Raw genomic sequence first — 21,191 nt, 5'->3', positions numbered from 1 at the left:
ACCGGTACCTGTTGTGTCTCATCTCGTGGTCACAGGTCGTGGTCACAGGTCGTCGACCTCGCCGTGGCTCCAGTAGCCGGCGAACTCGACGTCGTCACGGGCGAAGCCGCGCACGTCCAGCAGATGCCGTCGGATCGCCCGGACCGCCGCGGACTCCGCCGCGACCCAGGCATAGCCCCGGCCGGCGGGAAGGTCGGCGGCGCGCACCGCGTCGAGCAGCAGGGTGCTGCGCCCGGCCGGGATGCCGTCGCGGTGCAGCCAGCGCAGGTCGACCTCGCCCGCACTCGGCAGCGGCTGCTCCTCTGCGGCGTCGGCGACCTCGACGAGGACCAGCGCGCGCCCCCCGGATGGGAGCCCGGCCAGGATCGGCGCAATCGCCGGCAACGCCGTCTCGTCGGCGACCAGCAGCTGCCAGTCGTCGTCCGGCCGCGGGTAGTAGGTGCCCACCGGCCCGTACAGGCCGATGACGTCACCCGGCCGGGCCTGCTGGGCCCACTGCGACCCCGGGCCCTCGCCGTGTACGACGAAGTCCAGGTCGATCTCCTGGTGTTCCGGTCGGTGCGCGCGCACGGTGTAGAGCCGCATCGCCGGCCGGACGTCGTCCGCCAGGGCCCGCAGCGCCGGATACCAGTCGGAACCGACCGGCACCACGGCGCGGCGCTGCCCCGAGGGGGGCAGGAACACCTTCACGTGCTGGTCGGGCAGATCGGGTCGGAACCGGGCGAGCTGCGCCCCGCCGACGGTGACCCGTACCGTGCGGGGCGTCACCTGCCGCACCGCACGCACCTCGACCGCCGGGAACTGCCAGTCCGGCCAGTCCCGCTCGTCGGCCAGGTCAGGATGTGGCCGGCGCACGCTGGACATCCGTTCTCACCTCGGTTCCCTCGTTCTGGATGGCGCCGGCGTGCAGCCGCACCAGGCGCGGCAGGCGGGCCACGGTGGACGGGCGGTGGGCGACCACGATCAGCGTTCGGTCGGCACGCAGTTCGGCCAGGGCGGTCTCGAGGCGGGCCGCGGTGGCCTCGTCCAGATGGGCGGTGGCCTCGTCCAGGACGAGCACCGCCGGGTCGACCAACGCGGCGCGGACCAGTCCGATCAGCTGCCGTTCGCCGGCGGAGAGACGCTCGCCGCGGGCGCCGAGATCGGTGTCGAGGCCCCCCGGCTGCTCGTCCACCCAGTCGGTCAGGCCCAGCGCGGTGACCGCCCGCTCGATCTCGGCGCGCGGTGCGCCCCCGGGTACCAGGGCGAGGTTGTCGGCGAGGGTGCCGGCAACGACGTGCACCTCCTGCGGCACCAGCACGATGTGCCGGCGCAGCGTGGCGGGCGCGAGGGTGCGCAGATCGACGCCCGCGTAGCGGACCGTCCCGCCGTCCGGTGTGTACAGGCCGGTAAGCAGCTTGACCAGGGTGGTCTTGCCGGAGCCGGTGGCGCCGACAAGACCGGCCCGGTCGCCGGCCGGGAAGGCGGCCTCGATCCGGTGCAGGACCTCGACGCCCGCCACATAGTGGTAGGTCAGCCCGTCCGCCCGCAGCTCCCCGCGGCGCGGCAGCTCGATCGGCGCGGGATCCGTCGCTGCGGCGGGGCCGGTGGCCGCGAGCAGGTCGAGCAGGCGGGCCAGGCCCGTGCGGGCATCCTCGGCGTCACCGACAAGCCGGCTGGCCTGGTCGAAGGTCTCGAACAGGGTGCGCCCGGCGAGGATGAAGACCACGACGGTGCCGACGCCGACCCGGTCCTCGGCGACCAGCCAGCCGCCGAGCGCGAGCAGCGCGGCCAGCGCCAGCCCCTCGATGATCAGGATGCCGGCGACCCGGCTCTCCACGACGACGACCCGCCGCGCGGCCGCGACCACGGCGGCGTTCTCCCGGTCGAACCGCCGCGACCACCGGCCCAGACCACCGGTGGCCCGCAGGGTCTCACCGGCGCCGAGGGTCTCGGCGAACGTCCCGGCGACCGTCGCCTCGGCGGCGGCCTGCCCGCCGAACGCCGGCCCTGCCGCGTTCCGGAACGAGCGCATCAGCAGCACCGCGGGCGGCAGGAACAGCACGACCAGTGCCGCGGTCAGCAGCGGGGAGTAGATCAGGAGCAGGACCAGCGTGAACACGCCGGTGATGACCGCGGTGAGCAGGTCGGGCAGGCTCGAGCGGACGAAGGCGGCGAGATCGGCGACCTCGCCGGTGGCCCGGCGCAGCAGCACACCGGTGCGGTGTGCCTCCAGGAAGCGCAGCGGCGCCCGGCCGAGCCCGTCGACGACCTGTTCGCGCAGCTCCCGCACGATCCGCTCACCGGCGAGGATCAGCCGCAGCTCGCTGCTGCGCGCCAGCCAGGTCTGGCCGAGGACCACCAGCAGCAGCGCGACGGCGGCGACGGCGAGGCCGTGCCGATCGCCGCGAGTCAGCGCGTCGGTGGCCGTTCCAATGATCGGCGCGATCGCCACCAGGGTGGCGGCGTCGGCGAAGCTGAGCGCGAGTGCGACGCCCACCACCCGCCGGTGCGGCCGCAGGTACGGCCAGACCCGGCGTAGCAGATGCTCGGTCGCCGGCTCGTCTGAGAGCAGTGCCAGCTCAGCCACAGGCCACCTCCACGGCTTCCACGACGGCCAGGTCGACCACCCGGTCGGCAGCCGCAAGGACCGCCTCCCGGTGTGTCACCCAGACCACCGCCGGATGGTCCGTCGTACCCGGCACGTGCAGTGCCCGGACCGCGGCGAGGACCCGCCGCTCGGTGTCCGGGTCCAGCGCGGAGCTCACGTCGTCGAGCAGCAGCACCGACGGGACGCCGACCAGGCCCCGGGCCAGCGCGAGGCGCTGACGCTGCCCGCCGGACAGCGACCCACCGCCCTCGGCGATCTCGGTGTCGTGGCCGTCGGGCAGGGCGGCGAGTTCGGTGTCGAGGGCGGCGGCGACGCAGGCGGCCTGCTCGGCGTCGGGTGCGGGGTCACGGCCCAGCCGTAGGTTCTCCGTCACGGTGCCGGAGAGCAGCACCGGGCGTTGCGGCACCAGACCGATCCGGGCCGACACCTGGTCGACGGCGGCGGTGCGCAGGTCGACGTCGCCGTAGCGCACGCTGCCGGCATCCGGGTCGTCCCAGCGGGCGAGCAGCCGCAGCAGGGTCGACTTGCCGCTGCCGATCGGGCCGGTGACGGCGACGAACTCCCCCGGCGCGACCGTGAAGTCCAGGTTGTGCAGCACGTCCCGATCACCGTGGCGGACGGTGACGCCGTGCAGCGTCAGGGGGGCCGGGCCGGTGGGCAGCGGGATCGGCTGCGCCGGGTCGGTGACCCGGGGCAGCAACGCGAGCACCTCCACCAGCCGGCTCGCGGCGGCGCCGGCGTCACCCCGGTTCACCAGCCGTTCGACGACCACCCGCAGCGCCAGGGTGAGCGTGGTCATCCAGGTGACGAACGCGACGAGACCGCCGACAGTGAGCCGCCCGTCAAGAACGGCCAGCCCGCCCACCCACACGCCGGCGACGACGGTGAGTCGCGGCACCGCGGGACCGAGCGCTGTCCACGCCGAGGCGTAGCGGGCCGCCCGGACGGTGGCCGCGGTGACCGCGGCGCTGCGTTCGTGGTGGCGAGCCACCAGCATCTGCTCGCCTCCGAGGCCGCGCACCGCGGCGCTGGCGGTGAGCAGGTCCTCGACGGCGTCGGCCCGGTCGGCGTGGGCGGCACCGAGCGCGGCGCTGGCCCGGCCGAACCGGCCGGGGAACCAGCCGTTGAGCACGGCCAGCGGTACCACCATGGCGAGCACCACCAGCAGCAGGCCGGTGTCCATCGTCGCGATGCCGGGCAGCACCAGCGCGAACGTGGTCAGCACGACCGCCCACACCGGCAGACCGTGGATCCACTGGCGGACCAGTTCGGTGTCCCGGCCGGCGCGGGTGGCCAGGTCGCCGTGGCCGTAGTCGACCAGCGCGGCCCGGTCGAGGGTGGCCAGCCGGCGCATCAGCCGGGCCCGCAGGACCTGCCCGACCCGGGCGTCGGCGAGGTTCGCCCACCATTCCCAGCCGACCAGGCCGACGAACTGGACGAGTCCGCAGGCCAGGATCGCCCCGGCCCAGGCCAGCGTCCGCCCGGTGTCATGCGCGGTGACGCCGTCGTCGAGGGCATGCTGCAGGCACCAGGGGATGGCCAGCAGGGCGAACTGGCGGACCGCGCCGGCGAGCATCGCGGCCACCACCGTCGCGCGGCAGGCCCGCACGCAGGACCACAGCAGCTGCCGTTCAGGGGCGGGTTTCATGCGCTTTCCTCCGCGGACGGCGACGGCGGTGCGGGGGCGAGGTGACGGGCGACGAGCGGACCGATGTCGGCGAGGGCCGCGGGGGTCAGCAGGTCGCCGTGGCGATGGGTGACGCTGTGGTGGGTGAGGGCTCCGTCGACGTGCTCGGCCCAGGCGAGGTAGTCCTCGGCCTCGCTGGCCGGGCGGTCCCCGAGCGCGGTGACGAACAGCAGGTCACCGCGGTAGCGCGGATAGACGGCGGTCAGCATCTGTTCGATCGCGCTGTGGTGGACGTCGGCGACAGCGTCGATCGTCTCCCGGGTGAAGCCGGCGAGCGCGCCGCCGGCGTCGCGCGCGACCCGCGTCACCCAGTCCCGGGCGTCGACGTCGGGCGGCAGGTCGTCGAGGGAGAGCCCCGCGAGCCCCAGCACGAAGTCGAGGGTCTCCCGCTCGCTGAAGGCGGCCCGGTCCTGCGGCCCCCGGGTCGGACCGTCGGTCATCGGATAGGTGTCGAGCAGGACCAGCAGGGCGACCTCGTGGCCGGCGGCGGTGAGCGCGGCGGCGCTCGCGTAGGCCAGCTGGCCGCCGAACGACCAGCCCAGCAGCTGGTAGGGCCCGTGCGGCTGGACCTCGAGGATGCGGCGGGCGTACTGCTCGCCGGCGGCGGCGAGGGTGTCCGCGCCGGCCCCGCCGGAGAGCCGTTCGGCCTGCAGGCCGTACAACGCGCGGCCCGCGTCCAGGTGTGGCACGAGACCGGCGTAGATCCAGGACAGACCGGTCGGCGGATGCAGGCAGAACAGCGGTGGCAGACCCCGGCCGCCGTCGGTGCGCAGGGGCAGGACGGGGTCGAAGGCGGCCCGTTCCGCCGCCTCCAGCACCGCCCGCGGCGCGGCGAGGTGCTCGGCGAGACGTCCCATGGTGGCGGCGGCCATCAGCGTTCCCACCCGCAGCGGCACGCCGAGCGCCGCGGCGATCCGGCTGGTCAGACGCATCGCGAGCAGCGAGTCGCCGGCCAGTTCGAAGAAGTTGTCGTCCGGGCCGACCGCGGGCAGGCCCAGAACGTCCGCGGCCAGCCGGCACAGCACCCGTTCCCGGTCGTCACGCGGCTCGCTCGCGCCGGCCGTGCGGGCACGATCCGGTGCCGGCAGGGCGCGGCGGTCCAGTTTTCCGTTGACGGTCAGCGGCAGCGCGTCGAGAACGACGAACGCGGCCGGCACCGCGTAGGACGGCAACCGCCCGGCCACCCGGGCCCGCAGCCCCGCCACGTCCACCGCACCGGCACCGGCGGGGACCAGGTAGGCGACAAGCTGCTTCGCCCCGGGGCTGTCCTCGCGCACGACCACCGCGACCTGGCCGATCTGGTTGCCCTGGTCGGCCAGGTCGGTGCCGGCGGCGGCGACGGCGGCCTCCACCTCCCCGAGTTCGATGCGGTAGCCGCGGATCTTCACCTGGTCGTCGTCGCGGCCCAGGTAGTCGAGCAGGCCGTCGCCGCGCCAGCGGACCAGGTCCCCGGTGCGGTACATCCGCTCCCCCGGCGCGCCGAACGGACAGGCGACGAAGCGGTCGGCGGTCAGGCCGGGGCGGCGCAGGTAGCCGCGGGCCAGGCCGACACCGGCGATGTACAGCTCGCCGGCGGTGCCCGGCGGCACCGGGCGCAGCTGCCGGTCGAGCACGTAGGCGCGGGTGTTCCAGATCGGCCGGCCGACGGTGGGGGTGGCGCTGTCGTCGGTGCCACCGCCGAGGGTGTTGATGGTGTACTCGGTCGGCCCGTACAGGTTGTAGCCGCACACGCCGTCGGTGTCACGCAGCGCGTCCCAGACGGCGGCGGAGACGGCCTCGCCGCCGAGCAGCACCAGCGCCGGCCGGTGGCGGCCCTCGCCGTCGGCCAGCAGCCCGCGTTCGAGCAGGTGCTGGGCGTAGGAGGGGGTCACGTTGAGGACGTCGACGCGGTGGATGTCGATGTACTCGGTGAGGGTGGCGGGATCACGGCGGTCCTGTTCGTCCAGGACGTGCACCTCGTGCCCCTCGACCAGCCAGAGCAGCTCCTCCCAGGACATGTCGAAGGAGAACGACACGGTGTGCACGATCCGCAGTCGCCGTCCGCCGGCCCCGGCGATCGCCGGGTCGAAGATGTTCACCTGGTGATTGAGCAGCATGTTGGTCAGGCCCCGGTAGGGCGTGACGACGCCCTTGGGCCGGCCGGTCGACCCGGAGGTGTAGATGACGTAGGCAGGGTGGTCCAGGCCCAGTGGGGCGCGCCGGTCGGCGTCGGTGAGGGCGGTGGCCGGGTGCTCGGACAGGTCGAGGGTGTCCAGCAGCAGCCGCGGTCCGTCGATGGTGGGCAGGGTCGCGTCGAGGGCGGCGGTGGTGACCAGGCAGGTCGGGCGGGCGTCGGCGAACAGCCAGGCGATCCGCGACGGTGGCAGGTCCAGTTCGATCGGCAGGTAGGCGGCGCCGGTCGCCAGCACCGCGAACAGGGCGGCGACCATGTCCGCGGAGCGGGGCAGGGCGAGTGCGACGATCCGTTCGGGTCCGGCGCCGGCGGCGACGAGCGCCCGGGCCAGCCGGTTGGTGCGGGCGTCGAGTTCGGCGTAGGTGAGGGTCCGGTCCGCGAAGACGAGCGCGACCTCGTCCGGGGTACGGGCCGCCTGGTCGGCGAGCAGCGCCGCGATGCCGCGTTCGGGCAGCCGATGGGCGGTGTCGTTCCAGCCGACGAGCACCTGGTGGCGTTCGTCGTCGGTGAGCAGGTCGACCTGGCCGACCGGCCTCGACAGGTCGGTGGCCAGCTGGTCGAGCAGCCGCAGGAACCGGGCGAGCATCGCCTCGGCGACGGAGCGGTCGACGACGTCGGGTCGGAACGCCAGCGCCACCTTCATCGCCCGTTCGGGCGTGACGACCAGGGTGAGCGGGTAGTGGGTGCCGTCGACGGAGTCCATCGCGACGATGCCGTGGGCGGCGGTGATGCGCTCTCGTTCGTCCTCGTCGGCGCCGAAGTTGCGCAGCACGTAGAGGGTGTCGAACAGCGGGCCGTGCCCGGCGGCGCGCTGGATCTCGCCGAGCCCGACATGCTCGTGGGCCACGACGGCGGCGCGTTCCCGGTGGACACGGGTGAGCAGGTCCAGCAGCGTCTCGTCGGCCCGGACCCGGATGCGGACCGGGACGGTGTTGAGGAACAGCCCGATCGTCTCGGCGGAACCGGGCAGGTCACCGGGTCGCCCGGCCACGGTCGCGCCGAACACGACGTCGTCGCGGCCGAGGACCCCGCCGAGCACCAACCCCCAGGCGCTGGTCATCAGCGCGTTGAGGGTGAGCCCGTGGCGGCGGGCCCGGCCGATCAGCGCCTCGGTGCGGGCCGGGGTGAGTTCGGCCAGGCACGAGTCGGGCACGACGGCGACGCCGGCCCGGTCGGTCGGGGCGAACAGGGTCGGTTCGGCGAGCCCGGCCAGGGCGTCGCGCCAGGCGTGGCGGGAGGCCGCCGCGTCCTGGCGGTGCAGCCAGCCGAGGAAGTCCCGGTAGAGCGCGGGGGTCGGCAGGCCCGTCGGGTCACCGCCGCTGTCGTACAGGGCGAGCAGCTCCTGCAGGAACAGCCCTTCGGACCAGCCGTCCCACAGGATGTGATGGTGGATCATCACCAGGCTCGTGTGGGCGGGGCCGAGCCGGATCACGGTGAAGCGGATCAGCGGCGGGCAGGCCGGGTCGAACGCCTGCGCCCGGTCCGCGGCCAGCAGCCGGGCGCGCGCCGCGGGCTGGTCCGCCGCGTCGGACAGGTCGACCTCGCGGATCGGCAGGCCCTCGGCCGGCAGCGTCCCGGCGGCACCGGTGCCATGGGCGGTGCGCGGGATGAACTGCACCGGCACCGCGCCGCCGGAGAAGAACCCGGCGCGCAGGTTCGGGTGCCGGGCGAGAAGCGCCGTCGCGGCCGTCCGCAGCCGGTCGACGTCCAGGTCACGGTGCAGTTCGAGTTCGTTCTGGACGGTGTAGACGTCCAGTTCGTCCTGCGCGGTGCGACCCTGGGCGAGCGCCGCGTGGAACAGCAGGCCCTCCTGCAGGGGGGCCAGCGGCCAGATGTCGTCGACCGGGCCGACCGCTGCTTCCAGCCGGTCGATGTCGCTCTGGTCGAGCTCGACCAGGCTCAGGTCGCCCGGGGTGAGCACGGTGCGGTCCGGCCGGTGGGCGTGGTCCACCAGGGCGGTGAGCGTGTCGACGAGCGTGGTGGCGATCGTGTCGACGTCGTCGTCGGTGAACAGCGCCGCCGGCCAGCCGAGGGTGACCTGGAACCGCGGGCCGGTCGGGGTGTCCGCGGTGACCGCGTCGATCTCGAGGACGTGGGCCATCGGCAGGTCGGCGTCGGGGCGGGCAGGTAGGTCGTCGGTGGTCGGCGCCCAGTCGGCGTCCGCGCCGACCCCGAACCGGCCCAGGTAGTTGACCAGCACGGACGGCCGGGGCGCCGCGGCGAGCAGACCCGCGGTCTGCGGGTCGAGGTAGCGCAGCATGCCCCAGCCCTGACCATCGCCGGGGACGGCGCGCCGCTGCGACCGGACGGCCTTGAGCGCCGACCCGACCTCGTCCGACGCCAGCTCCAGGCGCACTGGGAACACGGTGGTGAACCAGCCGACGGTGCCCGTCAGGTCGTGGACACCGGTGCCACGGCCGGCGACACCGCGGCCGGACGGGTCGCGGCCGTGACCTTCCAGCTCGACGAGCAGCGCGGACGGTTCCCGGCCGGCGTCGTCGCCGTGCCTGCGCAGGGCGAGAGCGAGGGCGGTGAGCAGCAGCTCCTCGACGTTCGCGCGCAGCGCCGTCGGCGCGGTGCCGACCAGTGCCGCGGACACCTTCTCGGACAGGCTCACCGTGCGGGTGCGGGCGGTGGCGACGGTGTCCCGACGCGGGTCGAGCGAGATCTGGGCGGGCTGGGCCACCGGGGTGCCAACGGTGGCGAGCCAGTGGTCGAGCTCACCGGCGCGTTCCCCCGCCTGGGCGCGTTCGGCCAGCTGCCCCGCCCAGGCCCGCAGCGGTGTGCCGGCCGTGGCAGGCGGTCGTCCGGCGTAGGCGGCGGCGAGGTCCGGCAGCAGAATCCGCCAGGACACCCCGTCGACGGCCAGATGGTGCACGACCAGCAGCAGCCGGGACCCGTCCGGGCCGGCGGCGACCGGATCGGGGGTGAACAGCACGGCCTGGACCATGACGCCGGCGTCCGGGTCGAGCCGGTCGGCGGCGGCGTCGGCCTCGGTGATCAGCTGCCGGTGCCACCCGTCGCCGGCTGGGGCTGGGGCTGGAGTGGAAACGGTGCGCAGCAGGTGTTCGGCGCGGACCGTGCCGGGTTCGGCGATGGTCGTCGACCAGACGGTGGGGTGCGGGCGGGCCAGCCGGATCCGCAGGGCGTCGTGATGGTCGAGCAGGGTCTGCAGGGCGTCGCGGATCCGATCCGGGTCGGCGCCGGCTGGCACCCGCACGACCCGGGCCTGGTGGAAGCGGCCGATCGGGCCGCCGCGTTCCCGCAGCCAGTGCACCACCGGCAGCAACGGCAGCGGCCCGCTGCGCGCCGGCGCCGCCGGTGGCATGGACGCGTCCGACCCGCCGGGGCCGCCGGGGCCGCCGGTCCCGTCACCGCCGGCCGCGGTCGTGGACGCGAGCGGCTGGGCGAGGGCAGCCAGCCCCGCCACGGTGGGATGTTCGAAGATGTCCCGTGGGGCCAGCTCGTAGCCGGCCTGGCGGACCTTCGCGACCAGGGTGATCGACAGGATGCTGTCGCCACCGAGGGCGAAGAAGTCCTCGTCCGGGCCGAGATCGGCCAGGCCGAGCACGTCCTGCATCGCCGTGGTGACCGCGGCCAGCACCGGATCGCCGACGCCGGTCGCGGCGGCCGGGGTCGCCCGGCCGGCCAGCTCGGGGGCGGGCAGCGCACCGAGGACGGTCCGGTCGAGCTTGCCGTTGACGGTCACCGGCAGGGTGTCCACCGCGACGACGACCGCGGGCACCATGTACTCGGGCAGCGCCCGGGCGGCGGTGACCCGCACCGCCGCGGCGTCCACACCGGGCGCGGCGACATAGGCGACCAGCCGACGCACGCCGGGGGTGTCCTCGCGTACGACGACGGCGGTCGGCCCGGCGATCCGGGTCAGTACGGTCTCGACCTCGCCAAGCTCGATCCGGTTGCCGCGGATCTTCACCTGGTCGTCGGTGCGCCCGAGGTATTCCAGCACCCCGTCGGCGCGCCAACGGGCCAGGTCCCCTGTGCGGTACATCCGGGTTCCCGGCGGGCCGTACGGGTCGGCGACGAACCGGTCGGCGCTCAGCGCGGCCCGGCCCAGGTAGCCGCGGGCCAGCTGGACGCCCGCCAGGTACAGCTCGCCGGCCACGCCCACCGGCGCCGGCGCGAGGGCCGCGTCCAGGACATAGGTGCGCGTGTTCCACACCGGCCGGCCGATCGGCACCGTGGGATCGTCGGGTCCGCACGTCCAGCTGGTGACGTCGACGGCGGCCTCGGTCGGCCCGTACAGGTTGTGCAGCGCCACCCCGGGCAGCACGGTCGCGAACCGGGCGGCGACCGGCCCCGGCAGGGCCTCACCGGAGGTGAACACCCGCCGCAGCCCGACACAGCCGGGCGCCGCCGGATCGGCCAGGAACACCGCCAGCATGGCCGGGACGAAGTGCGCCGTGGTGATCCGCTCGGTGCGGATCAGCCCGGCCAGATACCGCGGATCGCGGTGCCCGTCAGGCCGGGCGACGACGACGACGGCACCCTCGCACAGGGCCCAGAACAGCTCCCAGACCGAGACGTCGAACCCGAACGGGGTCTTGTGCAGCACCCGGTCGTCGGAGCCCAGCGGGTAGGTGTCCTGCATCCAGCGCAGCCGGTTGACGATGGCCCGGTGGCTGACCACCACCCCCTTGGGCGTGCCCGTCGACCCGGACGTGTAGATCACGTATGCCGGATGGTCGGGATGCGGCGGCGGCCCCTCGAACGCGTCGACATCCGCTCCGGTGACGTCCGCCGGAGGGCCGGTGAAGCCGTTGCTGCCGGCGAGCCCGGCGCGACCCCCGGCGGGATGGACCAGGGGCACGGTGAGCTCGGGAAGCTGGTCGGCGACGGTGGTGACCACGCAGACCGGCTGGGCGTCGGCGAGCATCGTGGCCAGTCGCGCCGGTGGGTGGCCGAGGTCGAGGGGCAGGTAGGCGGCGCCGGCCTCGAGGATGGCGACGACGGTCACCAGCAGGTCGACCGAGCGGGGCAGGGCGACCGCGACGAGACGTTCGGGGCCGGCGCCGTGCCGGGCGAGTTCCCGGGCCAGGCCCGCCACCCGCCTGCCCAGCTCGCCGTAGCTCAGCGTCTGCGACTCGCAGCGGATGGCCGGTGCGTCCGGGGTGCGGCGGATCTGGGCCCGAAGCCGGTCGCGCAGGGTCTGCGCGGGCAACGGGTGCTCCGTGGCGTTCCAGGTGTCGAGGACGAGCGTGCGCTCGGCCGGGCTGAGCACCTCGATGTCGGCGAGCCGGGTCTGCGGGTCGGCGACGAGCTGTCCGAGGACGTGCACCAGCCGGGCCGCGAGCCGCTCGGCGGTGTCGGCGTCGAACAGATCGAGGGCATGGTTGACGGTGAGGGCGGTGGCGCTGGCGTCGGCCGACTCGACGAACCGGAACGCGAGGTCGAACCGGGAGTCGGTACCGGTGTCGGGTTCGAGCTGGCCCTCCAGGCCGAACAGGCCGCGGTGCGCGGCGGCGGCCCGCACGTGGGCGACCATCACCTGGAACAGCGGATGCCGGGCGAGCGACCGGGCCGGATTGACGATCTCCACGAGCCGTTCGAAGGGCAGATCCTGGTGGGCGAGCGCGGCCAGGTCGGTCTCGCGGACCCGGTCGAGCAGCTCGGCCACCCGCGGATCGCCGGACAGGTCGGTGCGCAGCACCAGGGTGTTGACGAAGAAACCGGTCGGGGCGTCGGGCCCGAGCAGCGCCTCGTCGGTGCGCCCGGCGACCGCGGTCCCCACCGGAATGTCGGTGCCGGCGCCGAGCCGGTGCAGCAGCACGGCGACGGCGGTCTGCACGACCATGAACGCGGTCGTCCCGCTGCGTCGGGCCAGGGCCACGACGCCCTGGTGCACGGCCGGGGGCAGGGCGAGTTCGACACGACCGCCGCGGTGGCTGGCCCGGGCGGGCCGGGGCCGGTCGGTGGGCAGGGTGAGCTCGGCGGGCAGCCCGTCGAGGGCCTTGCGCCAGTAACCGGCCTGCTCGACCGCCAGCGAATCGGCGGCGGACTCGGCCCCGAGCAGCGTCTCCTGCCACAGCGTGTAGTCGGCGTACTGGACGGGCAGCGGTCGGCTCCAGGGCGCGCGGCCCTCCTGACGAGCGAGGTAGGCGTGGTGGAGGTCGGCGAGCAACGTGGCCTCGGACGACTCGTCGCCGGCGATGTGGTGCAACACGAGGGTCAGCACCTGCTCGTCCGGGCCGGCGACGATCAGCGTGGCCCGGGCCGGTGGCTCGGTGGCCAGGTCGAACGGATACCGTTCCAGCTCGCCGCGCAGCGCCGTGACCTCCTCCGGGCTCGCCTCCGGCGCGGTCTCCGGGGCGTCCGGGTCCGGGGCTGTGATCGTCAGTGCCGTGCCGCGCTCGAGAATGAGCTGGCGGGGCGCCCCGTCGGCGTCCGCCGGGTAGACCGTGCGCAGGATCTCGTGCCGGCCGACCAGGTCGTCCCAGGCGGCCGCAAGTGCCGCGTGGTCCAGCCGGCCTCGGATCCGCACCGCGACGGGAATGTTGTAGACCGCGCTCGGCCCGTCCAGCCGGTAGAGGAACCACAGCCGTCGCTGCGCCGCCGACAGTGGCAGCCGCGCCGGCCGTCGGCCCGCGACCAGCGCCGGGCGGTGCCGGCCGGATCCGGCGCCGGCCGCGGCCAGCCGGGCGGCCAGCGTGCGCGGCGTCGGTGCCTCGAACAGGTCGCGGATCGCCACGTCCTGGCCGAGCAGGGTCCGTAGCCGGGTCACGACCCGCGTGGCCAGCAGCGAATGCCCGCCGAGTGCGAAGAAGTCGCTGTCCACGCCCACCCCACCAGCCGGGGCGAGCCCGAGGACGTCGGCGAACACCCCGGTGACGAGTTCGACACGCGCGTCGACGAACGCCCGCACGCCGGCGGCGTCCACACCGTCGCCGTCCACCAGGTCGGCGCCGGACGGGGCGGGCAGCGCGGCCAGCGCCGCCCGGTCGAGCTTGCCGTGCACGGTGATCGGCAGGGCGGCCAGCACCACCAGCGCGGCGGGCACGGCATGCGCGGGCAGGCGCCGGGTGACGGCGTCCCGCAGCACCGCCGGCGACACGTCACCGGTGAGGTACGCGACGAGCCGGGTGACGCCCGGGGTGTCCTGGCGGGCGACGACGGCGGCCGTGGCGGCCCCCGCCCGGACCAGCTCCGCCTCCACCTCACCGAGTTCCACCCGGAACCCGCGCACCTTGACCTGGTCGTCGCCGCGGCCGAGGAACACCAGCGTCCCGTCGCCCTGCCAGCGGGCCCGGTCACCGGTGCGGTACATCCGCTCCCCCGGCGCACCGAACGGGCAGGCCACGAACCGTCCCGCGGTCAGCCCGGGCCGGCGATGGTAACCCTGCGCGAGGCCCGCACCGGCCAGGTAGAGGTCACCCGCCACCCCCGGCGGCACCGGGCGCAGCGCATGGTCGAGCAGGTGGACGCGGGTGTTCGCGATCGGCCGGCCCACCACCGGCGACGCGCTGTCCGCCAGCGGGGCACCGAGGGCGTCGACGCTGTACTCGGTCGGCCCGTAGAAGTCGTGCACGAGAACGTCCTGCACGTCGCGCAGCCGCGTCCACAGTGCCGGCGGGACGGCCTCGCCGCCGAGCAGCAGCAGCACCGGCCGGTGGTCGCCGTCGAGCAGCCCCCAGTCCAGCAGCTGGACGGCGAACGACGGGGTCACGTCGAGGGTGTCAATCCGGTCGGCGACCACCCGGGCGACCAGAGCCTGCGGGTCCCGGCGGGTCCGCTCGTCATAGAGGTGCAGCTCGTGGCCGAGCAGCAGCCACAGCAACTGCTCCCAGGACGAGTCGAAAGAGAACGAGGCGGTGTGCGCCGCACGCAGCCGGCGGCCCCCGGCCCGCGCGACGGCCTGGGCGAACACGGTGTCGCGGTGGTCGGCGCACAGGTTCGCAAGCCCCCGGTGGGTGACTGTCACCCCCTTGGGACGTCCCGTGGAGCCCGAGGTGTAGATCAGGTAGGCGGCGTGGTCGGGGTGCGGCGGCGCCCGCCGCTCGTCGTCGGTCAGCGGCAGCGCACTGAGGTCGGTGAGGTCCAGCCCGTCCAGGGCGACCGCCTTCGCCAGCACGCCGGCCGGCCCGGCGAGCCCGGCCGCGGCCTCCAGGTGTTCCCTGGAACCGTCGGTCAGCTGTTCCGCGGAACCGCTGGCGGTGAGGATGATGGTGGGCTGCGCGTCGGACAGCATGAACGCGATCCGGTCCGCCGGATGGTCCAGGTCCAACGGCAGGTAGGCGGCGCCGGCGGCGAGCACGGCGAACACGGCCACGACCAGCTCGGGCGAGCGGGGCAGGGCGAGGGCGACCACGGTGTCGGGGCCCGCCCCCCGGGCGAGCAGCCAGCGGGCCAGCCGGTTCACCCGGGCGTCCAGCTCGGCGAAGGAGAGGGTGGTGGCGTCCGCGACCAGCGCGACGTCCGCCGCATCGGCGACCGCCTGCGCGGCCAGCAGCTGCGGCACGGTGACCACCGGGGGGGGGGGCCGCGGCCCCGGCCCCCCCCCCCCCCCGGGCGACCGGCGACCGCCGGATGACCAGGAGCCGAGCACCAGGGAGCGTTCCGCCGGCAGCAGCAGGTCGCAGGCGCCGACCCGAAGCTGCGGGTTGGCGCTGAACTGGGTCAGCACGCCGGCCAGCCGGGCCGCGATCGCCCGGGCCTGGCCAGGTGCGATCAGGTCGGGCCGGTATTCCAGGGCCAGCCGGATACCGGCCCCGGGCAGGGCGACAAGGGTGAGCGGGTAGTGGGTGTAACCGCGGTTGACCACGCCGGCCAGCTGCAGGCGCGCGGCGGCCGGCAGGTCGTCCAGAGGGTAGTTCTCGAACACGAGCAGCGTGTCGAACAGCGTGCCGTGGCCGGCCAGGGCCTGTGTCTGGGCGAGGCCGAGATACTGGTGTTCCAGCAGCCGGGCCTGCTCGGCCTGCAGGTCGGTGAGCACGTCGAGCAGCGTCCGCGCGGCGGGCAGCCGCACCCGCACGGGCACGGTGTTGCTGAACAGGCCGACCAGCGTCTCCACGCCGGGCAGGTCGGTGGGACGCCCGGAGACGGTGGCGCCGAACACGACATCGTCGCGGTCGGTGAGGGCGCCGAGCAGCACCGCCCAGGCACCCTGGACCACGGTGTTGAGGGTCAGGCCGTGCCGGCGGGCGAGGGCGGCCAGGGCGTCGGCGACCGGCGCGGGCAGCTCGACGGCGAGGTCACGCGGTTCGGCCGCGGCGACGGGGACGCGGGCCGCCGCACCGGTACCGGTTGCCGCGCCGATCCGGTCCGCGCCGGCCAGGTTCGCGCCGGCCAGGTTCGCGCCGGCCAGGTTCGCGCCGGCCAGGTTCGCGCCGGCCAGGTTCGGGGCGGTCGGGAGGGTGGCGAGGGCGGCGCCGATCAGGGTGGGGCCGGGCAGGCCGGCGAGCGCCCCGCGCCAGGCGGCGATGTCGGTGTCGGGGTCGCGGGCGGCCAGCCAGCCCAGATAGTCCCGGTAGGGGACGGCCGCCGCCAGCGCCGCCGGGTCGGCGTACAGCGCGAGCAGTTCGCGTAGCAGCACCGGGGTGGACCAGCCGTCCAGGACGAGATGGTGGCTCGCGACGATCAGCCGGTGGCGGTTCGGGCGCAGGCGCACCAGGGTGGCGCGCAGCAGCGGCGGGCGGGTGACGGCGAACGGCTCGCGCAGTTCGGCCGCCAGCAGGCCGGCCAGCTCCGCGGGCACGTCGGCCGCGCCGTCGAGGTCGATCTCGCGCCAGGGCAGCTCCACCTCGGCGGCGACGACCTGGTAGGGCCGCCCGGCGGCGGTGGCGCCCGCGGGGAACGCGGCGCGCAGGCTGTCGTGGCGGGCGAGCACGGTGGCCAGCGCTCGGTGCAGCCGCTCGGCGTCGAGGGCGCCGTCGAGGTCCACCGCGAACAGCGACGTGTACGGGTCGGTCTCGCCGTCGGCCAGTTCCGCGTGGAACAGCAGCCCCTCCTGCAGCGGGGACAGCGGCAGGACGTCGACGATGCCGGGGCCGAGCGCATCGAGGTCGGTCTGCTCCAGCGCGACGAGCGGGACATCGGAGGGGGTCAGGCCGCCCGCGCCGGGTGCCCGGGCGGCGGTGGCGAGCGCCGCGAGCGCGTCGGTGAAGCGGCGGGCGAGCGCGGCGACCGTGCCCTGTTCGTCCACACCGGCGAGGCCGTCCGCGAAGACGCCCTGCGGCCAGGACCAGTGGATGCGCAGCCGCTCGCCGTCCAGCCCGTCGACCACGAAGATGTTGATCTCCAGGGCGTGGCCGGCCGGCATGGCGGGGTCGGTCTCCACCGTGAACGCCTGCGCACCCGCGGCGGTCGTCCACAGGGCCGCGTCGACGGCGCGGGCAGAGACCGGGGTGGGGGCGAACCGTCCCAGGTAGTTGAGCAGGATCGGGGGTGCGGGTCGGTCGGCGAGCGCGGCGCGCCCTTCGGGGTCGAGGTGACGCAGCAGGCCGAATCCGGCGCCACCGCCTGGTGCGGCCCGCAGCTGCTCCTTGACCCTGCGCAGGGCGTCGATGGCGGCGGGCCCACCGGCGAGGGCGGCGGTCGGGTCGATGCCGCGCAGGTCCAGGCAGACCGGATGTTCGGTGGTGAACCAGCCGAGCGTGCGGGCGGTGTCGAGGTCGGGGCGCGGCTCGCCGCGGCCGTGGCCCTCCCGGTCGACCAGCAGCGGGCCGGGTGCCGTCCCGGCGACGGCGAGCGCGAGCGCGGTGAGCAGCACCTCGTCAGGTCCGCCGCGGATGACGGCGGCGACGACGGCGAGCAGGTCACCACCCGGCACGGCGGTGTGCAGAGGAGCGGCGGTGTGCAGAGGAGCGGTGGTCACCAGGGTGGCGACGCTGGCGAGGGTGTCGTGGCGCGGGTCGAGCGGGCGGGCCACCAGGCCGGACGGCGTCGGGATGTCCAGCAGCGTCGTCCAGTAGGCCAGTTCCGGGCGGTGATCACGGGCGGCGGCGTGCAGTGCCTGGGCCCAGCGCCGGTAGGAGACGGGCACCGGGGCGAGCCGGGCCTCCCGGCCGGCGCCGACGGCCTCGGCGGCCGCCCGCAGGTCCGCCAGCAGCACCCGCCAGGACACGCCGTCGACGACCAGGTGATGCAGGGTGAGCAGCAGCCGGCCGGGCTGCTGCGGCCCGGCGTCGAACCAGACAGCCTGCGCGACGATGCCACCGGCCGGGTCCAGGCGGTCCGCGGCGGCACCGGTCTCGGCGCGGGCCAGCTCGTCGAGGTCACCGCCGGCCAGCCGGCCGTCGGCGACGTCGATCCGGGTGAGGATCTCCCGCGCCCGCACCGATCCGCGCGCTCCGGTACGTAGCGTCCAGCCGCCGGCACCGGCAGGGCGGTCGCGCCGGGCGGTCAGGCGCAGCATGTCATGGTGGTCGAGGACGGCCTGCAACGCGCCGGTCAGCGTCGCTGTGGTGAGGCCCGCCGGCACGGCGAGCACGGTCGACTGGCTGTACCGCTCGACCGGGCCGGCGAGGGCCCCGAGCCAGGCGATGATCGGGGTGGCCGGTAGCTCCCCGACGCCGTCGTCGGCATGCTCGGCGGGGCGCCCGGCCAGGTCGGTCCGACCGGCGACGGCAGCCAGGCCCGCCACGGTACGGCGTTCGAACAGCTGGCGAGGGGTGACCAGGATGCCGACCTGCCGGGCCCGGCTACCGACCTGGATCGAGGTGATGCTGTCGCCGCCGAGCTCGAAGAAGTTGTCGTGGATGCCGATGCGGTCCAGGCCGAGCACGTCGGCGAGGATCACGGCCAGGTGCGCCTCCAGCTCGGTGCGCGGCGCGGCGTCGGCGGACACCAGGGTGTCGAAATCCGGTTCGGGCAGCGCCCGGCGGTCCAGCTTGCCGTTGACGGTCAGCGGCAGTGCGGGCAGCACGATGACGGCGGCCGGCACGCCATGTTCGGGCAGCCGGTCACGCAGCCGGGCGCGCAGCGCCGCCGGGTCCGGCGTGGTGCCTGCTCCGGCGGGCACCACGTAGGCGACCAGCCGTGGGGTGGCGGCCCGCTCGTGCACGACGACCGCGGCCTGGGCGACGTCCGGCTGGTCGGTCAGCGCGGTCTCGACCTCGCCGAGCTCGACCCGGTAGCCGCGGATCTTCACCTGGTCGTCAACGCGGCCGAGGTACTCCAGGGTTGCGTCCGAACACCACCGGGCCAGGTCACCGGTGCGGTACATCAGCTCCCCCGGCGCACCGAACGGGCAGGCCACAAAACGGGCAGCGGTCAGGCCCGGCCGGCGGTGGTAGCCGCGGGCGAGACCGGCGCCGGCCAGGTACAGCTCCCCGACAGCACCGGGTGGTACGAGTTGCAGGCGATCGTCGAGCAGGTAGGCGGCGGTGTTCGCGATCGGCCGGCCCACCAGCGGCGTGTCGCTGGCGCCGAGGTCGGCGCCGAGCGCGTCGACGGTGTACTCGGTCGGCCCGTAGTAGTTGTGGCTGGCCGTGGCGGGCGCGGCGGCGCGCAGCCGGCTCCACAGCGCGTCGCCGGCCGCCTCACCGCCGATGAGGACGAGTACCGGCGGATGGTCTCCGTCGAGCAGGCCGCAGTCGACGAGCTGGGCGCCGAACGACGGAGTGACGTCGAAGGTGTCCAGGCGATGCGTGCGGGCGTGGTCGACCAGTGCCTGCGCGTCGCGGCGCAGCTCCTCGTCGCAGACGTGCAGCTCGTGGCCGCACAGCAGCCACAGCAGCTGCTCCCAGGACGAGTCGAACGCGAACGACGCGGTGTGCGCCGCGCGCAGCGTCCGCCCCCCGGCAGCGGTCGCGGCGGCCGCGAACACCGTCTCCCGGTGGTCGGCCAGCAGGTTCGCCAGACCGGCGTGGGTGACGATGACCCCCTTGGGCCGTCCGGTCGACCCCGAGGTGTAGATCAGGTAGGCGGCGTCGGCGGGGTGCAGCGGCGCGTGCCGCTCGTCGTCGGTCAGCGGCAGCGGGGAGAATCCGGCGAGATCCAGCCCGTCCAGCGCCACCGTGCGTGCGGCGATGGCGCCTGGCTGTTCCGCGGAACCGGCGGTGGTGAGGATGACGGTGGGCTCGGCGTCGGACAGCATGAACGCGAGGCGCTCGGGTGGATGGTCCAGGTCCAGCGGAAGGTAGGCGCCGCCAGCCGCGAGCACCGCGAACAGCGCCACGACCAGGTCGGGTGAGCGGCGCAGGGCCAGCGCGACCACCGTGTCCGGCCCTACTCCCTGGGCGATGAGCCAGCGGGCCAGTCGGTTCACCCGGGTGTCGAGGTCGGCGAAGGTCAGGGTGCGGCCGTCGCCGACGAGCGCCACGGCGTGCGGCGTCGCAGCGGCCTGGGCGGTGAGCATCGCGGCGACCGTCGCTGTCGCTGTCGCCGACCGGGCCGGATGGGAGCTACCGGCCCGGTCGCCTAGCAGCAGGTGCCGCTCGGCGCTGGTCAGCAGGTCGACGTCGCCCAGTGGCCGGTGCGGCTCGGCGACCAGGGCCGCGAGCAGGGCAGTGAAACGGCGGGCGTGCGCGGCGAGGTCGTCGGCGCTGTACAGCGCCGGGTTCGCGTCGAGCTCGAAGGTCAGCGCGTCGTCGGCGTCCTTGTAGACGGTGAACTCGAGGTCGTCGACGGGCCCGGCGGCAAGGTTGCGGATCCGTCCAGGGGCGCCGTGGAACTCCAGCGTGTGGTCGAAGGCCTTGATGTTGACCGCCGGCCCGTACAGCGGTCGGTCGGTGCCGACGAGGCCGAGGTCACGCTGCAGGTCCTCGCCGCGGTAGCGCTGATACCGGCGGGCCGCGGCGAGCTCGCCGGCCGCGGCGGCGGTCAGGCCCGCCAGGGTGTGCTCCCCGGTGATGTCGAAACGCACCGGCAGGACGTTGACGAGCATGCCGGGAATGCGCATCGCGGCCGAACCGAGCCGGCCGGCGAACGGCACTCCGAGCACCACCGTGGCGCTGCCGGTGACCCGGCGCACGTAGGCGGCGACCGCCGCGGTCGCCACCTCGCCCCAGGTCACCTTCACCGCCCGCGCCGCCTCCACCACCGGCCCACCCGGCACGGTGACGCGGTGGCGGTGGAACGTGGCGCCGGGCGGCGCGGTGCGACCGGTCAGCGGTGTGACCGCCGGCTGGTCGGCGTAGCGGTCACGCCAGAACGCCCGGTCCGCGTCGTGCCCGGGGGTCGCACGGTAGGCCGTGTCGACCGCCACCAGATCCTCGAGCGATCCGAACGGACTGTCCGGCACGGCCTCGCCCCCGGCCAGCGCCGAGTACACCTGCGCACCACGGCGGGCGATCAGGTTGGCCCCGTAACCGTCGACGAGGACATGGTGAAACCGCTGGAACCACAGGTGATGCTCGTCGGCCAGCCGGAACAGCACCTGGGCGGTGAGCGGGCCCGCGGTCAGCTCCACCGCGACGGCGAGCTCGGCGCGCATCGCGGCCATCGCCGCGGCGAACGGGTCGGCCTGCGCCCGCAGGTCGACGTGGCGCAGCGGCGTGGTCGGCCCCTCGCCGACGAGCTGGCGGGGCCCAGCTGGCGTCTCCACCAGCCGGACCCGCAACGCCTGCGCGTCGGTCACCGTGCGCCGTACCGCGGCGGCGAACAGCTCGCCGTCGAGCGGCCCGTCGATCTCGACGTACTGTGCGACGTTGTAGCTCGGGCTGTGCGGGTCGATCCGCTGCGCGGACCACACTCCGGCCTGCGCCCCGGTCAGCTCCAGTCCCACCTGCGGTGGTGCTGTTGTCCGCTGCCCCGTCGTCGGCGACACCGTGGTTCCTCCGTCC

Annotated in this window: 4 protein-coding genes; all 4 read right to left on the bottom strand. The window is 75.0% G+C overall.

Going from position 1 to position 21,191, the window contains the following annotated elements; genetic code table 11:
* Positions 1-42 precede the first annotated feature (42 nt).
* From MXD61_RS02140 to MXD61_RS02125, 4 genes are read right to left on the bottom strand one after another with little or no spacing between them, the layout of a single operon-like run.
* Positions 43-864, bottom strand: coding sequence for a siderophore-interacting protein (locus MXD61_RS02140; RefSeq protein ID WP_248811184.1), 822 nt, complete (start codon positions 862-864; stop codon positions 43-45).
* Positions 836-2,569 (bottom strand): ABC transporter ATP-binding protein, encoded by a 1,734-nt coding sequence (locus MXD61_RS02135; RefSeq protein WP_248811183.1) that lies wholly within the window; start codon positions 2,567-2,569, stop codon positions 836-838. The genes MXD61_RS02140 and MXD61_RS02135 overlap by 29 nt, the downstream gene beginning before the upstream one ends.
* Entirely contained in the window at positions 2,562-4,238 is a 1,677-nt protein-coding gene (locus MXD61_RS02130; protein WP_248811182.1) for an ABC transporter ATP-binding protein, read from the bottom strand. The genes MXD61_RS02135 and MXD61_RS02130 overlap by 8 nt, the downstream gene beginning before the upstream one ends.
* Entirely contained in the window at positions 4,235-21,175 is a 16,941-nt protein-coding gene (locus MXD61_RS02125) for a non-ribosomal peptide synthetase (protein WP_248811181.1), read from the bottom strand. Before MXD61_RS02125 ends, MXD61_RS02130 begins: the two co-directional genes overlap by 4 nt.
* Positions 21,176-21,191 lie beyond the last annotated feature (16 nt).

The sequence above is a fragment of the Frankia sp. AgPm24 genome (assembly GCF_023243055.1).
GTDB lineage: Bacteria > Actinomycetota > Actinomycetes > Frankiales > Frankiaceae > Frankia > Frankia umida.
This window is presented reverse-complemented; position numbering and strand designations above follow the sequence as displayed.